Source organism: Flavobacterium lacustre (genome assembly GCF_027474525.2).
GTDB classification, from domain to species: Bacteria; Bacteroidota; Bacteroidia; order Flavobacteriales; family Flavobacteriaceae; genus Flavobacterium; species Flavobacterium lacustre.
The window spans coordinates 45,536-60,449 of the sequence record NZ_CP114882.2 but is presented as its reverse complement, the minus strand read 5'-3'; the positions used below and the strand labels follow the sequence as shown (position 1 = coordinate 60,449).

The 14,914-nt window shown below is 34.9% G+C and carries 17 protein-coding genes and 1 riboswitch; of the genes, 5 read left to right on the top strand and 12 right to left on the bottom strand.

Annotation, left to right across the window (positions count from 1 at the left end):
• Positions 1-2: 2 nt before the first annotated feature.
• From O6P34_RS00350 to O6P34_RS00335, 4 genes are read right to left on the bottom strand one after another with little or no spacing between them, the layout of a single operon-like run.
• Positions 3-1,307 (bottom strand): DASH family cryptochrome, encoded by a 1,305-nt coding sequence (locus tag O6P34_RS00350; RefSeq protein WP_269685381.1) that lies wholly within the window; start codon positions 1,305-1,307, stop codon positions 3-5.
• Positions 1,283-1,417, bottom strand: a complete 135-nt coding sequence (locus O6P34_RS00345; RefSeq protein ID WP_269685380.1) for a DUF2256 domain-containing protein — start codon at positions 1,415-1,417, stop codon at positions 1,283-1,285. The genes O6P34_RS00350 and O6P34_RS00345 overlap by 25 nt, the downstream gene beginning before the upstream one ends.
• Before the next feature lies 1 nt (position 1,418).
• The gene (locus O6P34_RS00340; protein WP_269685379.1) at positions 1,419-2,726 is read right to left on the bottom strand and encodes an ABC1 kinase family protein; all 1,308 of its coding nucleotides are present in this window, start codon (positions 2,724-2,726) and stop codon (positions 1,419-1,421) included.
• A complete protein-coding gene (locus O6P34_RS00335; RefSeq protein WP_269685378.1) occupies positions 2,727-3,386 on the bottom strand; it encodes a TetR family transcriptional regulator C-terminal domain-containing protein in 660 nt (219 codons plus the stop codon).
• Between the two features lie 118 nt (positions 3,387-3,504).
• Here O6P34_RS00335 and O6P34_RS00330 point away from each other — a divergent pair, with 118 nt between their 5' ends.
• Complete coding sequence (locus O6P34_RS00330) at positions 3,505-4,437, top strand: TIGR01777 family oxidoreductase (RefSeq protein ID WP_269685377.1); 933 nt, start codon at positions 3,505-3,507, stop codon at positions 4,435-4,437.
• Here O6P34_RS00330 and O6P34_RS00325 read toward each other — a convergent pair.
• The 5 genes from O6P34_RS00325 to O6P34_RS00305 all read right to left on the bottom strand — a co-directional run bounded on the left by O6P34_RS00325 (position 4,418) and on the right by O6P34_RS00305 (position 8,058).
• The gene (locus tag O6P34_RS00325) at positions 4,418-4,957 is read right to left on the bottom strand and encodes a YceI family protein (protein ID WP_269685376.1); all 540 of its coding nucleotides are present in this window, start codon (positions 4,955-4,957) and stop codon (positions 4,418-4,420) included. The two genes, O6P34_RS00330 and O6P34_RS00325, sit on opposite strands and share 20 nt — an antisense overlap.
• Positions 4,958-5,107: 150 nt before the next feature.
• Positions 5,108-5,656: an acyl-CoA thioesterase gene (locus O6P34_RS00320; protein ID WP_269685375.1), complete on the bottom strand. Its 549-nt coding sequence runs from the start codon at positions 5,654-5,656 to the stop codon at positions 5,108-5,110.
• 2 nt (positions 5,657-5,658) lie between these two features.
• Positions 5,659-6,024: a 6-phosphogluconate dehydrogenase gene (locus O6P34_RS00315; protein ID WP_269685374.1), complete on the bottom strand. Its 366-nt coding sequence runs from the start codon at positions 6,022-6,024 to the stop codon at positions 5,659-5,661.
• 6 nt (positions 6,025-6,030) lie between these two features.
• Entirely contained in the window at positions 6,031-7,401 is a 1,371-nt protein-coding gene (locus O6P34_RS00310; protein WP_269685373.1) for a DNA recombination protein RmuC, read from the bottom strand.
• 291 nt (positions 7,402-7,692) lie between these two features.
• Positions 7,693-8,058, bottom strand: a complete 366-nt coding sequence (locus O6P34_RS00305) for a hypothetical protein (protein ID WP_269685372.1) — start codon at positions 8,056-8,058, stop codon at positions 7,693-7,695.
• Positions 8,059-8,225: 167 nt separating this feature from the next.
• Here O6P34_RS00305 and O6P34_RS00300 point away from each other — a divergent pair, with 167 nt between their 5' ends.
• Positions 8,226-8,792 (top strand): pseudouridine synthase, encoded by a 567-nt coding sequence (locus O6P34_RS00300; RefSeq protein WP_269685371.1) that lies wholly within the window; start codon positions 8,226-8,228, stop codon positions 8,790-8,792.
• Positions 8,793-8,857: 65 nt separating this feature from the next.
• A complete protein-coding gene (locus O6P34_RS00295) occupies positions 8,858-9,328 on the top strand; it encodes a tRNA (cytidine(34)-2'-O)-methyltransferase (RefSeq protein WP_269685370.1) in 471 nt (156 codons plus the stop codon).
• Between the two features lie 31 nt (positions 9,329-9,359).
• On the opposite strand, the gene O6P34_RS00290 is transcribed toward O6P34_RS00295, so the two are convergent.
• The 3 genes from O6P34_RS00290 to O6P34_RS00280 are packed head-to-tail and all read right to left on the bottom strand — an operon-like array spanning position 9,360 to position 12,314.
• On the bottom strand, positions 9,360-10,142 hold the full coding sequence (locus O6P34_RS00290) for an ABC transporter ATP-binding protein (RefSeq protein ID WP_269685369.1): 783 nt from the start codon (positions 10,140-10,142) through the stop codon (positions 9,360-9,362).
• The gene (locus O6P34_RS00285) at positions 10,142-11,173 is read right to left on the bottom strand and encodes an iron chelate uptake ABC transporter family permease subunit (RefSeq protein WP_432419579.1); all 1,032 of its coding nucleotides are present in this window, start codon (positions 11,171-11,173) and stop codon (positions 10,142-10,144) included. The genes O6P34_RS00290 and O6P34_RS00285 overlap by 1 nt, the downstream gene beginning before the upstream one ends.
• A 1-nt stretch (position 11,174) precedes the next feature.
• Positions 11,175-12,314, bottom strand: coding sequence for an ABC transporter substrate-binding protein (locus O6P34_RS00280; protein ID WP_269685368.1), 1,140 nt, complete (start codon positions 12,312-12,314; stop codon positions 11,175-11,177).
• A gap of 111 nt (positions 12,315-12,425) precedes the next feature.
• On the opposite strand from O6P34_RS00280, the gene O6P34_RS00275 reads away from it, so the two are divergent.
• Both O6P34_RS00275 and O6P34_RS00270 read left to right on the top strand, forming a co-directional pair.
• Positions 12,426-12,548, top strand: coding sequence for a hypothetical protein (locus O6P34_RS00275; protein WP_269685367.1), 123 nt, complete (start codon positions 12,426-12,428; stop codon positions 12,546-12,548).
• Positions 12,549-12,660: 112 nt separating this feature from the next.
• A riboswitch (cobalamin riboswitch) is annotated at positions 12,661-12,857 on the top strand.
• 102 nt (positions 12,858-12,959) lie between these two features.
• Entirely contained in the window at positions 12,960-14,903 is a 1,944-nt protein-coding gene (locus O6P34_RS00270; protein WP_269685366.1) for a TonB-dependent receptor plug domain-containing protein, read from the top strand.
• The last annotated feature ends 11 nt before the right edge of the window (positions 14,904-14,914 follow it).

The window sequence follows — 14,914 nt, the reverse complement described above, 5'->3', positions numbered from 1 at the left end:
TTCTAAAATAATTGTTGTTGCAGCCATAATTGTTGAAACTTTGATTGTTTGTCGTAATTCTCTGCTTGTAACTTAATATTGAATTTTCGATCCCTCGGATCATTGCCAACTCCGGAAACATACATCCAATTGCCATAATTGCTATGAACATCATAATCAATCAAAAGCGATTCAAAATAAGCTGCTCCAATGCGCCAATCCAGAAGCAGGTTTTTAGCAAAATACGAAGCTACATTTTGTCGACCTCGATTGCTCATCCAGCCTGTTTGTTGCAATTCTATCATATTTGCATTCACAAACGGTTCCGGCGTATTCCCGTTAATCCAATTGCTGACTTCAGCTGTATTGGTTTTCCAATCATAGTTTTTGTCTAAAATTCCACCAATTTTAAAAATAGAATTCCCATATTGCATCGAGACGTATTTGAAATAATCTCTCCAAATCAATTCGAAAATCAGCCAATAGGTCGAATCGTTTCGGACGATTTGTTGTTCATATTGCATGATTTCCCAATAAATCATCTTTGCCGAAATGGAACCATTAGCCAGCCAAGGCGAAAATTTTGAACTAAAATCGGTGCCAATCAATCCGTTTCGGGTGGATTTGTAAACGCTTAATTTTTCGGTGTCCCAAAAATAATGCTCCATTCGCTTTAAGGCTTGATTTTCGCCACCTCGAAAAGGAAAAGCAGTTCTCATATCCTTTGTAAATGTATCCAGTCCTAAATCGGTCAGGGAAGGAATTAGTGTACTATTGGCAATTAAATTTTGTTTATCCAAAGAACTCAAAACCGAAATAGGTCTTATTTTTACTCGGTTTTCACATAGCGTTCTAAACTGCGTAAAAACTTTTGGAATGCTATTTAAATCAAAAGGAATATCATCAGGATGAAATAAAAACTGGTCGTAATGGGTCGTAAAAGTAACCGTTGTTTGTAATTGGGTTCTCAAATTAGCACTAACTTCAACTTCCTCACTAGTCCATTCTTCCTGAAAATAAATCGTATTAATCTGATGCTCTTTTGCGAAAGCGCTAATACTGTTCTCGGGTGTATCGTGATAAACAAAAAGAGAAATATTAATTTTTTCCAGATTTGTTTTTAACTCATTTACCGATTCAATCAAAAATTGAGCTCTGTATTTTTCGGTTTTTTTAAATCCGAAAGCATCTTTTTCAAAATGTCTGGGATCGAAACAATATACGGCTATTACAGTTTCATTTTCTTGAATTGCCTGAGTTAATGACGCATTGTCATGGACTCTTAAATTATTTCTAAACCAAACTAACCCTTTTTGTTTCTGCTGCATTTTTCGCTACAATATTTAACTTCTTCCCAAACTTTTTCCCATTTTTTCCGCCAGGTAAAAGGTCGTTTGCAAACCAAACAGACCTTTGTGGGCAGATTTTCCTTTTTCAATTTATTCGTATTTCTTATATTGATTCACCACAATCGTAGCTTTCAAGTCAAACATTAAATTGTATAAACCAAAGAATGTTCGGTTCATATAGATAAAATGTTTCGAACCTCGGTTGCCATTCATTTTTCTCAAATTAGTGTCTTTCGAAAAGCGTTCGCCCAATTGTGCTATGTTTTCAAAGAAAACGGCATCCGAAAAATCGAAATTTTCTTCCTGAAAAGGTTTGGTAAACAAAGACAATAAATCATAAAACATTTGGGTGAAATACTTGATTTCTTCTTCAGAATCATCCACTCTCAGGATTTCTAACTCAAAAAGTTTATCGCTGAACAATTGCTTGTTGTCGATTACTTTTTTGTCAATTAATTCAAAATAAGGAATATAGAAATCGCTCGGTATTTTTTTCATACATCCAAAATCCAAAGCAACCAACTGGTTTTGATCATTAACCAAAAAGTTTCCGGGATGTGGATCAGCATGTACTTTTCTTAAAATATGAATTTGATACATGTAAAAATCCCAAAGTGCCTGACCAATGGCGTTCGCCGATTCCTGATTGGTATTTTTTGCGGTATATTCAGAAAGGTGAATTCCTGTCATCCAATCCATGGTGATTATTTTCTCAGAAGAAAATTTCGGATAGTAATTAGGAAATACCAGATTCTCAATTTTTTTACAGGCTTCTACTACTTCTTGACTTTGTTTGAGTTCCAATAAATAATTGGTTTCCTCAATCAGTTTGTCTTCAACTTCCTTAAAATATTTGTCGGAATCTTTTCCTTGCAGGTTGAACATTCGGATGGCAATAGGTTTTACCAAAGCCAAATCAGATGAAATACTATTGGCAACACCCGGATATTGAATTTTCACGGCTAATTTTTTTCCGTTTTTCACGGCCAAATGCACTTGTCCAATACTGGCCGCATTAACAGAATTCGCATTAAATTCGTCAAAAATCTCGTAAGGTGTTTTTCCGAAATTAGTTTTGAAGGTCTTTAAAACTAATGGAGCAGATAATGGTGGAACCGAAAACTGCGACAAAGAAAATTTTTCTACATACGCTTGAGGCAGAAAACTTTTGTCCATGCTTAACATTTGCGCGACTTTGAGTGCGCTGCCCTTTAAGCTTTTTAGTCCGTCATAAATATCTTCGGCATTGTCTTCGTTGAGTTTATCACGTGTCAAATCAGAATTGACCATTTTTTCGCCGTAATATTTCAAATAATTCACACCTACTTTTGCACCGGTTTGCACCAGTTTTGAGGCTCTTTCAATTTTTGAAGTTGGAATATAATCGATTGTTTTCATTTATTTGTTGTAGATTTTTTCTTTGAAAATGAATTTTCCAAAGTCAATTAAGCTGTCAATAGGAGTGATATTCATCAATTCAAATGATGCTTTTACGGATTTTTCGATATAAATATCAGTTTTTTCAAACGCGGCTGATGAATCATCGAGCCAAAATTTGATGGTTAGTAAAAATTGAAACCAAAACGATTCTGTAGTCGCTTTTTCTTGAAATTCTTGCAACTTTTCTTGTTGTGTTCTGAAATCGTCGGTGATAATTTCTGAAATATAGCTTTTGAATTTCTTTCTCAAATCAGACAAAATCATTACATTTTTCAACTGATTTTGATGTTGTTTCAATGTCAATACCACATAACTTCTGTTCGCTGTTACCAATTCGAAAAAAGTAAAATAGAAACTGAGCAACTTACTTTTCATGTCGTAGGTTTCGTAATCGGTATTTTTATTCAGTAATTCAATGGTTTTGTCAAAAAACATATTGAATATTTCTTTTTCGATGATCTCTAAATTGCCAAAATAGATGTAAAATTCAGCTTCAGTAAAATCATTTATCTTAGTGAAATGAAATACAGACTTCGGCTTTTCATTGTGTTCTAAAGTATAATTCATATACATTGAAACAATTTTGTCTTTGGATAAAGGAGATTTTTTAGTTGCCATTTTAATTCTATTTTAATTAGAGTATAAAGGTACGTAATGTTTAATGAATTATTAATATAGTTAAACAAAATATTTTGTTATATTTGTATAGGATTAATTGATACCTAATGCACGTGTTATGAAAAAAAATGTATTATTGACGGGAGGTACTGGATTTATTGGGCGCTATTTGACAGCAATGTTGCTTGAAAAAGGATATTCTGTTTCGATTCTTAGCAGAACCAGCAAAAAAAATACAGATACTATTTCCTACTATATATGGGATGTATCTCAAAACAGTATCGAAGAAGCAGCAGTACTCAATGCGGATTACATTATACATCTGGCCGGAGAAAATATAGCAGATAAAAAATGGACAGACGAGCGAAAAGCGGAAATAATTGCGAGTAGAGAACAATCCATTCAGCTGATTGCTTCGGTTTTGAAAAAACATGACAAGAAAGTGGAAGCTTTTGTTTCGGCTTCAGGAATTGGTATTTATGGAGCGCTGAATGGTAAACAAATTTGTGCTGAGAATACACCTGCAGCTAATGATTTTCTGGGTGTTACCTGTCAAAAATGGGAATTAGCCACACGAGCTATAACGGAATTAGGCATACGAACTGTTCAAATTAGAACAGGTTTAGTGTTGGGAAAAAATGATGGTTTCTTGAAAAAATTGCTTCCAATTTTTAAGCTCAGATTGGGCTCAGCTTTGGGTTCCGGTGAACAATTCATGCCGTGGATTCACATTCATGATCTGTGTTCGATTTATCTGCAAGCGATTTCAAATCCTAAAATGCAGGGGCCTTATAATGCCGCAATCAATGACGGAACAACCAATGCTGTTTTTTCACGAACGTTAGCGCGAGTACTGGGGTATTCCATTTGGTTGCCTAATGTTCCTGCTTTTGTACTAAAAATTGTAATGGGAGAAATGGCCATAATTGTACTCACCGGTTTAAGGGTTTCGTCTGATAAAATTGAAAAAACAGGCTTTGAGTTCAAATATAAAAGTTTACAACTTGCACTTAAAGATTGTTTAACTAAATTTATTGTAAAACACAAATAATTTGGGTGTTGACTGTTTTGGATATTTTGCTTCGAACTATAAAAGGGATTTCAATTTTAAAATCATCCGTATTCAAATCGAATTCTGAAATCAATTCTATTCCTTCTCCTGCTTTTTTGATTTTGGCTCCGACCACTATAAATTTTGTTACGCCATGAATTTCCAGTTTGCCTTTGATGGTATAATCTTTCGCCTCCGAATCGATATTTCTTAAATCAAATTTTTCTATTTTTCCTTTAAAAACAGCTTTTGGATATTGGTGACTTTCTAAATAATTTTCATTAAAATGAGTCTGCATTAAGGCTCTTTTGAAATTGAAGTTCTTGATTATTGCGACACAAGTCAACTTGCTGGATTTTAGTTCAAGGATGCAAATAGTCTTATCATTTGTCGCTTTTACCTCTTCAAAAAAAGGTATAGAAGCTTCAAAATTGATGATTCCTGCAGTAGTTATCAATCGTTCTTGAGCCAGATTTGTAACAGATACAAATAGAAGGAGTAGTAGCGTAATTTTTTTCATAGCGGAATATGAATTAAATTACTTAAAGTTACGCAATTTTATTGATATCAAAAAGAGAGAATGGTCCTAAAGTTTTAATAAAAAAGGCTTCAATCCCAATAGGTTTTTGGAAGATTGAAGCATTTCTTTTGAATCGAAAAGTGATTGTATCTATTTCAACTCTAATTTAACATTGTATTTACTAAAGCTTGCCAAGGTTTCCGAAGAGCTGTGGTTGAATTCTTCTTCGTGTAATTCTCGTTCTTTTTTTAAAGCGATATGCTTGATGCAATTGCTAAACCGTCGAACTTCGGCAAGATTCGAGATAATTAATCCCGGTACAGAAACACTTTTTCCATCATTATCTTTGGCAACCATTGTAAAATAGGAGGAGTTACAATGTTTAATCGCTCCCGTTTGAATATTTTCCGCTTCGACACGAATACCAATAATCATGGAACTTTTGCCCACATAATTCACACTCGCTTTCATAGTTACCAATTCGCCAACTTCAATAGGTTTCAAAAAATTGACCGTGTCAACAGAAGCCGTTACGCAATAATTCCCGGAGAATTTAGAGGCACAGGCAAAGGCAATTTGATCCAATAGAGATAAAATATAGCCACCATGAATTTTTCCGCTGAAATTAGTATGCGAAGGCAACATTAATTCTGAAATCGTAATATGAGAAGAAGCGACAGTTTTAAAACCCGTATTCATATTTATTGTATTTTAAATGGTGATGTTTCCGGATGTACGGAAGTGATGAAATAGCGGGTTTCTCCCCACCAGGAAAACGTTTTGTAACGCTCTACATAAGTTAGTTTTACATAACGACCTTGCAATCCTTTCAGGTCCTCAATTACTTTTGCATCACTGTCTAAAACCGAAAAACTGAAAATCTGCGCACCCGAAATTCCTTGGCTCAATTCGCCTTCCCAAGTTTTCAGGGCTATTCCTTTATGACTCAGCTTGATTAATTCACCGGAACGAATCCCTTCGCTGTAAGGAACATAATAAATAAAGGCAAAATAACTAACGAGTCCCAATGCGATGATTCCTGCAATAATTCCTAAAATCCGTTTCATTGTTGATTAATTTAAAAGTTGGTTATCGCCCTTTTCAGCTCTGTTTAGTATGTTTTCCGGAAGTGCTTTTTTAGCTTTGGCTCCCATTTTTTTCAATTTTTCGACACTTGTAATCAAATTGCCTTTTCCTTCTACCAGTTTGTTCATGGCGCCGCTGTATTCCGTTTTACTTTCGTCTATTTTCTTTCCAATTCGGATTAAATCAGCCACAAAACCTTCAAATTTATCATACAAAGCACCAGCTTGTCGCGCAATTTCAAAAGCGTTTTCCTGTTGTTTTTGATTCGCCCACATGCTGTCAATAGTTCGCAATGTGGCTAATAATGTCGATGGCGTTACAATCACAATGTTTTTCTCAAAAGCTTTGTTGTATAAAGCGGTATCTTCATTGAGCGCGATTGCAAAAGCGGGTTCAATCGGAATAAAAAGCAGGACAAAATCCGGGCTTTCAATTTGATATAAATCCTGATAATTTTTATCTCCCAGTTGTTCTACATGGCGTTTAATAGAATTTACATGCTCTTTTAAATACCCCACTTTTAAAATGTCATCCTCTTCATTAATGTATTTTTCATAAGCTGTCAATGAAACTTTTGAATCGACTACCATCTTTTTTCCGTCAGGAAGATTGATCACTACATCAGGAAAAACACGATTTCCGTTTTCGGCAACATGACTTTGTTGGACTTCATATTCCCGTCCTTTTTCTAAACCGGACTTTTCTAAAACCCGTTCCAAAACCAATTCTCCCCAGTTTCCTTGCATTTTGCTGTCGCCTTTCAGTGCCTTGGTCAGGTTGATGGTTTCTTTGCTCATTTGAATATTCATTTCGCGTAAACCCAGAATTTGTTGTCGTAAAGCAGCATGATAATCAATACTTTCTTTGTGGGTGTCTTCGACTTTCTTTTCGAATAACTGAATTTTATCTTGCAAAGGCGTCAAGATATTTTTCATATTCTCTTTGTTCTGCTCGGTAAATTTAGTAGACTTTTCGTCTAATATTTTGTTCGCCAGATTTTCGAATTCTTTGGTAAATTTTTCTTGTAATTTTTCTACTTCGTCCTTTTGTTCTTTGTTGCGTTCCCAAAGATTATCAAAATCAACTTCTTTTTTCGAAAGCTGAATGGCGAGACTGTCTTTTTCATTACGAATGCTTTCTTTTTCTGAATTTATGGTTTCCAATTGTTTTTCGAAAGCTATTTTTTCACGGGTTAATTGTTCTTTCAATTGATCGAATTGCGAATTGGAAGCAATCAGTTTTTCTTCCAGACTAATTTTTTCAGATTGAAAACGAGCCGAAAAAATGAGTTTTCCAATGAAAATACCAATGGCGAGTGCGATAATAAAAACGAATAAAAACGGAAGTATAGCTGACATAAAAGAATAGTTTTTTTCAAAAAAGTAAAAGTAAGGAATAATATCAATTTTTAAGATAAAAAAAGTCCCGCCGAAGCAGGACTAAAAATTTACATCATCAGCATATAGCCTTATTGTATTAAGCTTAAATAGGTTATGAAATATGTCGAAAAATCATATTATATTTCGAATTAAAGTACCTTTTTAATCATTTTAAGAAAAAAGGTTCCGACTTTTGATAAATAAATCGCGAGCGTTAACAAAAAAAAACACTGCCAAAAGACAGTTTTTTTTTCTAAAGGAGTCAAAATCCTATTCATCCAATGTCATATTTCCTCTGTTCTCCTTATTGTCAGGATGTGAATTCGGATAGCGATTCGGAATAATGTCGGAATTATGATCTTTATTTTCGATTGTTTTTTGAGTGTCTTTATCGGTTAAAACACCCCGATTTAAACCTTCTTTTTCTTGTTGTATTTTGTCCGTCGGTTGCGGAATAGTTGGAATTGTGCCAGCAATATTTCGGGCTCTTTGTACAATTGTTTCGTTTCCGTTAGCGTCAATTTCTACTTCGCTGTTCAGTTTTAGTGTCTCTGGAATGTTGTTTGCACCTACGGGTTCTACATCGGGATTTTGTTTGTTATTAGACATTTTTGAACCTAAATTTGTATTCTCCATATGGTTGTATTTTAATATTAGTTTTATAATTACTATAATGATACAGCTTTTATATCCAGTAATTCAATCATTTAACATAGCGTTTGGTTTGTGGTTAAATGTATGGCAACCTTATTTTTATAGTGCCAAAACAAAACTATCTTTGTCTTCTAAAAAAAATAGCTTGAATGGAGCACCGTCATTTTATACTACACAAACCGTACGGCTATTTGAGCCAATTTATCTATGAACTCAAACGAAAAAAGAAGCTTTTGGGTGAATTACATGATTTTCCTGCCGGAACTATGGCAATAGGTCGATTAGATGAAGATTCAGAAGGGCTTTTATTTCTGACTACCGATGGAATGAGGAGCGAAATCATCAGAAGTAAAAAAGTAGAGAAAGAATACTATGTGCAAGTAGACGGAATTATTACTCAAGAAGCGATTGATGAACTTCAAAAAGGAGTTGAAATAGGGTTTAATGGAACTAAATATACCACTAAACCCTGCAAAGCAAAATTGATTCTTGAAATTCCTGCTTTTGGAGCCAGAGGAAAAAAAATACGGGATGAGCGTCACGGACCTACTTCCTGGGCTTCGATTACGGTCAATGAAGGTAAGTTTCGCCAAGTGCGAAAAATGACTGCGGCAGTTGGTTTTCCTACCTTAAGATTGGTTCGTGTCCGAATAGGGAATGTGCAACTCGAGGATTTACAAGCTGGAGAAGTGAAAGAAGTTATGAATTTTGAATGATGAGTTATGAATTTTTTTCGTTTCTGTTTTCCAATTAAACGAATAACCGAATAAACAAATAAACTATGTTAAACATTGTTTTAGTAGAGCCTGAAATACCAAATAATACCGGAAATATTGGTCGTTTGTGCGTAGGCACCGAAAGCCGTTTGCATTTAATTCACCCTTTTGGATTTGTTATCAATGATAAAAATCTAAAACGTTCCGGGCTGGATTATTGGGTGCATCTTGATGTGACAGAATACCAAAATGTAGCAGAATGGATGACTCAAATTCCAGATCAATCAAGAGTCTTTCTGATGAGTTCCCATGCCGAAAAATCGTATTTACAAAATGATTTTAAAGACGGTGATTGGTTGGTTTTTGGAAAAGAAAGTAAAGGGTTGAGTGGTGAATTTTTGGCATTATTTGATCAAAAAAATCAATTGACAATTCCGATGTCACCATTAATTCGAAGTTTTAATATCGCTAATTCGGTTGCATTTGTTGTTGGTGAAGCAAAAAGGCAGATAGCAGTTTCTAATGTTGCGAAATAAGTATTTAATTTTTAAACTCTGTGTTTTCGTATTAAGTTATCACAAATTTTCCTTTTTCGGCATCAAAAATAATATGTTCATCTTTGAATAAGGTGTTGAAACTTCCTTTCATAATCAAATTACAAGGTTGGTCTTGAACCACAGTTTCCGGAGTCATAATGATTATCTCGTCACTCAATTGAATGGCCATATCAATGTCATGTGTAGAAAACAGAATACATTTTTCAGTTTCCTGCGTGAGTTTTTTTAGCAATTTAAAAAGCGCTACCTTATGTAGTAAATCGAGATGAGTGGTTGGTTCATCCAAAATAATTAAAGGTGTGTCTTGTGCCAAAGCTCTTGCAACTAATACTTTTTGCAATTGGCCATCACTGATTTCATAATGCTTTTTGGTGGCCAAATGACTAATTTGTGTCAGCTCCATAGCTTCATCAACTTTGGCGATATCATGCTCCGTTAATTTTCCAATCCAATTCGTGTAGGGTTGTCTTCCCAAAGCAATAAGTTCAAAAACAGTTAGATTACTGGGTGGTAATTTTTCGGTTAAAACAAGGCTTAAATTTTGTGCTAAACTCAAAGAATCCAATTCATGAATGTTTTTTTCGTTGAGAGACACCGTTCCTGACAGCGGTTTTTGAATGCCGGTTATTGTTTTTAAAAGAGTAGATTTTCCAATTCCGTTTGCACCGATTAAAGCAATGAGTTTCCCTTTTTCTAAAGTTAAATCGATGCAGGAAGCAACAACCGTTTTTTCTTTTTTATAAGAATAGCCAATACTGATTTGGGATGCCTGTAAGATGATTTTATTTTCCATTATCCGATCATTTTACGTTTTCTGATTAACAGCCAAATCACAATTGGTGCTCCAAATATAGAAGTTACGGCATTAATGGGCAAGGTAATATCACTTCCCGGAAGTTGTGAAATGCTGTCGCAAATAAGCATGATACTAGCCCCAAAAAGCAAGGTGCTCCAAAATAAAACAGTATGATTACTCGTTTGAAAAACCAACTTGGCGATGTGCGGTACCGCTAATCCCACAAACGCTATCGGACCAGCAAAAGCAGTAATACTTCCTGCCAAAATACTGGTGGCGAAAATAATGATTAAACGCGCTTTGTTATAATTCAATCCTAAACTTTTAGCATAGTTTTCCCCTAAAAGTAAAGCGTTTAAAGGTTTGATACTAAACAAACTTAACAACAAACCAATACTGACAGAAATTGACAAAATAGAAATGGAAGTCCACGATAAGTTGCCTAAATTTCCCATAGACCAAAAGGTGAATTTTTGTAATTGTTCTGCTGTGCTGAAATACGTTAAAGTTCCCACAATAGCGCTGGTTAAGCTCCCAAACATTAACCCAACTATCAAAATTGCCATGGTGTCACGTAACTGTTGCGATACGACTAAAACAGCTAATAAAACTAAAAAACTCCCTAAACTGGAGGCTATTACAATCCCGTAGGATGACAATAGAAAAGTCGATAAAAAAACAGGCAAAAAAGCCGAGCCTAAAATGACCATAGCAACGCCTAAACTGGCTCCGGAACTCAGTCCAAGAACATAAGGTCCGGCCAACGGATTTCGGAATAAAGTTTGCATTAACAATCCGCTGATAGATAATCCCATGCCTGTAAGAATAGCAGCAATAGCTTTGGGTAACCGATAATTGATGATAATGTATTCCCAAGTTTCTCTACTTGAAACACCGCCTGTCAAGCTATTGAAAACTTCTTTTACAGGAATAGAAACCGAACCTAAACTGATGTTGATTAGAAACAGTGCAACCATTCCGATGGTCAGGAATGTAAAAAGGATTGTATTTCGGCTGGTATTTGTCAATTTATTCTAATTTCTGAAAGAAAAAAAGTTTGTGATCGGGCAACAACTCAGGATGAAAAATTTTGATTAAATCTTTTAAGACCCAGTCGGGGCGGGTGGGAGACCATTCAAAATAAACAATTCCACCTTTTGCGCCTTTGTTTATAGCGTACGAATATACTTTTTTATTTTGGAATGCTGCAAACTGTTTGTAATGCGGATTGCTTTCACTCATTTGTTGAAGAGAAGAAAAATCACCCGGCGAAATCCAATATTCTGCCTCTTGTGCTTTTTCTAAAATCGTTTCAAATGGCAACGATAAACTGCCCGTTCCTTTGCTGTCAGCCCATAGATAATTCGCTTGTGCATCTTTCAGGAATAAGGAAGCCCAGCTTTCGCCTTGCGGAACGTACCATTGTTCCTGGAACATAGCACCACTTAAAACGGTAGGTTTTCTTGTTGCTTTTTGGGCTAAAGCCAAAGTATTTTTGTATTCTTTTTCAATTTCTGAAAAAAGAGTATTTGCTTTGGAATCTAATCCGTAAAGAGCGCCAAAAAATTTAATCCATTCTGCTTTGCCAAGAGGAGATTGTTCGGTCCAATCACCGTTGAGCATTACTTTTAAACCACTTTTTTTCAGATTGTCTAAGGTAGGATTGCTATTGTTTAAACCAAAACTAACAATCACATCGGGATTCATATCAATTAAAACTTCGGTGTTTAACGTTTCGTTAGTGCCTACTTCTCTAACTTTTCCGGTAGCAATTAATTTTCGGGTTTTTACAGAAGAAATATAATCGGTATTTGGGAAACCAACTAAGGTGTTTTCAACTCCCAATAATTCTAATGCCGGAATGTGTGTGGTTGAAGTTACTACAATAGATTTTATCGGAACCGAAATGGCCGTAAACTGCTTTAAACTGTCTGGAATTATTCCGTTTTTTTCTTGTAAAATATAGGTAAACTGTTCTTTTGCATTGGGCCACGGACTTGTTATTTTTACAATTGTAAAGCCATTGTGTTTGTAGATTTCTAAGCCTTTGGCATAGTGAATTTCGTTAGCGGGAGATTGAATTTCAGCTTCTTGTTGTGACTCTTTTTTGCATTGGATAAAAAGAAAAAAAACTAGAAAAAGGAGTGTTGTATTTTGCACGAATTTCATGGGTGGATTTTTTTACAAAAGTATCGTTTTGTTTTTATAAAATTAAACTTGTGTAACATTTGATACATTCAGCAGCAATAAAAGAACTTATTTTTACAGTAAAAAGAACTCATGAGAGACCATTCAAATACGTTTTTATATGTTGTTGCCGGAATTATTGTATTGCATTTTTTAGTTGGTTTTGTTTGGTTGCTGTTTAAACTTTCTAAAAAGAAGGATGGAACTAAAAAATAACCAATTTGTATTTTTCTGATTGTCATTGTTTTGCTGTCGTTAAGTGGTGTTTTCTGTTTTGTTTTTAATTTTTTTTACGGGATATTTCTATAATACACTTTCAATTCTGTTATATTTGCACCCGTATTGAGGTTGCTTTTTTGATTTTTCAAAATAGCATTAAAAGGGAATCAGGTTTAAAACCTGAGCTGTACCCGCAACTGTGAGCTACCAAGCTTGTTGTTTCTACAAAACCATTGTTCGCCCGGCGAATGAGAAGGTAAACAACAAGACGCAAGCCAGGAGACCTGCCTATTACATCGAGTATCAAACTTTCGGGAAAAAAGGTTTGGGTATGGGTAATTCTATGCTTTTCTCCCCATTTTTAGTCATGTAGCAGTAAAATAAAACTGTTACTAAATGTTTATTAAAATGAACAACAAAATCGTTCGTATTAGTGCGTTATGCGTACTAGTGACCTCGTGTGCCTTTGCACAACAAAAAGATTCTATTGCTTCCAGAAATGAATTGGATGAAGTCGTAATCTCAGATTCTAAATTTGCTTTGGCAAAAGAAAAATCAGGAAAAGTGATAACTAAAATCACGGCCGAAGATTTAAAAAAGAAATCCGGACAAAACATTGCCACAATTTTGAGTACCGTTGTTGGGCTTGAAATTAATGGAAATCAAGGAAGTGCCGGCAAGAATTTAGGGTATTATATTCGTGGAGGACGCAACCGTCAAACGCTGATTATGATTAATGGAATCCCAATGTCTGACGCTTCAGGAATTAATATGGATTATGATTTACGTCTGATTCCTGTAGAGCAAGTAGAAAGTATTGAAGTGATGAAAGGCGCTGCGAGTACTTTATATGGTTCTGGAGCTGCCGCAGGAATAATAAATATCACGTTGAAAAAAACGGCGAATAAGGCTGTTGCCGGAACTGCTTACATGAGCATGGGGACGCAAACTACAGCCGATAAAACGAATTATCTACCGCAGGATTATAATCAAGGATTTGCGGTTAATGGTCGTTTGAAAAAATTTGATTATTATGCCTCTTTAAATAGTACCGAAACGACTGGAATTTCTGAAGCAGTAGCACCTCAATCTTCTGTTTTTGAAGCAGATCGTTTCTCGAGAGTCAACTCTTTGGTTCAATTAGGATATAAAGTAAATGACAAACTAAAAGTGCGTGGTTTTGTAAGTTTTGACCGTTTGAACAGTGATTTTGATTCAGGTGCGAGTGCTGATAATCTGGAGAATTATGGTTTGACCAATCAATATAGAGCGGGAGTGAACTCTAATTATACATACAACCAAGGAGAATTAGTAGTAGAAGCTTCGGGTTCCTTAATTGAAAAAGATTATTTTAATTATGGAAGTTTGACAAAATACAAAGCAAGAAATACAAATGTTGATGTGTATAACCGATACAATTTTTCTACAAAATTATTTCTGGTTACTGGAGGACAATTTCAGTTTTATGATGCGAATTCAGAGTCTTTGTATGGCGGAATTAGTAACGCTGTCGCCAAAATGAATACGGTGGATCCTTACGTAAATGTGGTTTATAATTCTGATTTTGGTCTGAATGTAAATGCTGGAACGCGTCTTAATATTCATAGCAATTACGGGAATCACCTGGTGTATAATGTAAATCCGTCGTATAGTTTTCAGGAACTGCCGTTAAAATTATTGGCGTCTTACAGCACCGCTTATATTGCGCCGAGTTTGTATCAGTTGTATGATGTGTATTCCGGTAATTTAGCATTGAAAGCAGAAAAAAATTCAACTATTGAATCGGGCTTCGAAATTAAAGTATTGAAAAATAAATTGAATATCAATGCGGTAGCTTTTTACCGAGAAGAAGATACAGCGATAGAATATTTTTCGAATCCTGTAACTTATGAGTCTTCTTATTTTAATGCTTTGGGGAAATACAATGCCAAAGGTGTTGAAACAACAATAATATATACGCTGAGCGATAAATTAAGTGTAAATGCAAATTATACTTTTACTCAGGTGGAAGAAAAAGCAGTAAATAATACTTTTCCGGATGCCAAAGCGAACTTATACAACCCGAAACATAAAGTGAATGCAAATGTGGATTACCAAATTAATAAACGCGCTTATCTTGGGATAAATTATCAGTATTTAGACAAAAGAGATGGTTTTATGGGCTATCCGCCGGTAGTTTCTTCATTAGATTCGTATCAGTTGGTTAATGCAACGGCGAAATATGAATTAATCAAAAACAGACTGAACGTATTTGCGTTAGTCAGCAATATTTTTAATGAAGAATTTGTTGAATCTGTTGGATATAGTACTAGAGGAAGAAATTTCAAATTGGGATTGAATATCAATTTGTAACTAAAAAACAG

Excerpts from the sequence above, each read along its gene's own strand:
- O6P34_RS00350 (WP_269685381.1), bottom strand. The coding sequence starts at position 1,307 with ATGCAGCAGAAACAAAAAGGGTTAGTTTGGTTTAGAAATAATTTAAGA.
- O6P34_RS00340 (WP_269685379.1), bottom strand. The coding sequence starts at position 2,726 with ATGAAAACAATCGATTATATTCCAACTTCAAAAATTGAAAGAGCCTCA.
- O6P34_RS00335 (WP_269685378.1), bottom strand. The coding sequence starts at position 3,386 with ATGGCAACTAAAAAATCTCCTTTATCCAAAGACAAAATTGTTTCAATG.
- O6P34_RS00330 (WP_269685377.1), top strand. The coding sequence starts at position 3,505 with ATGAAAAAAAATGTATTATTGACGGGAGGTACTGGATTTATTGGGCGC.
- O6P34_RS00325 (WP_269685376.1), bottom strand. The coding sequence starts at position 4,957 with ATGAAAAAAATTACGCTACTACTCCTTCTATTTGTATCTGTTACAAAT.
- O6P34_RS00320 (WP_269685375.1), bottom strand. The coding sequence starts at position 5,656 with ATGAATACGGGTTTTAAAACTGTCGCTTCTTCTCATATTACGATTTCA.
- O6P34_RS00315 (WP_269685374.1), bottom strand. The coding sequence starts at position 6,024 with ATGAAACGGATTTTAGGAATTATTGCAGGAATCATCGCATTGGGACTC.
- O6P34_RS00310 (WP_269685373.1), bottom strand. The coding sequence starts at position 7,401 with ATGTCAGCTATACTTCCGTTTTTATTCGTTTTTATTATCGCACTCGCC.
- O6P34_RS00305 (WP_269685372.1), bottom strand. The coding sequence starts at position 8,058 with ATGGAGAATACAAATTTAGGTTCAAAAATGTCTAATAACAAACAAAAT.
- O6P34_RS00300 (WP_269685371.1), top strand. The coding sequence starts at position 8,226 with ATGGAGCACCGTCATTTTATACTACACAAACCGTACGGCTATTTGAGC.
- O6P34_RS00295 (WP_269685370.1), top strand. The coding sequence starts at position 8,858 with ATGTTAAACATTGTTTTAGTAGAGCCTGAAATACCAAATAATACCGGA.
- O6P34_RS00290 (WP_269685369.1), bottom strand. The coding sequence starts at position 10,142 with ATGGAAAATAAAATCATCTTACAGGCATCCCAAATCAGTATTGGCTAT.
- O6P34_RS00280 (WP_269685368.1), bottom strand. The coding sequence starts at position 12,314 with ATGAAATTCGTGCAAAATACAACACTCCTTTTTCTAGTTTTTTTTCTT.
- O6P34_RS00275 (WP_269685367.1), top strand. The coding sequence starts at position 12,426 with ATGAGAGACCATTCAAATACGTTTTTATATGTTGTTGCCGGAATTATT.
- O6P34_RS00270 (WP_269685366.1), top strand. The coding sequence starts at position 12,960 with ATGAACAACAAAATCGTTCGTATTAGTGCGTTATGCGTACTAGTGACC.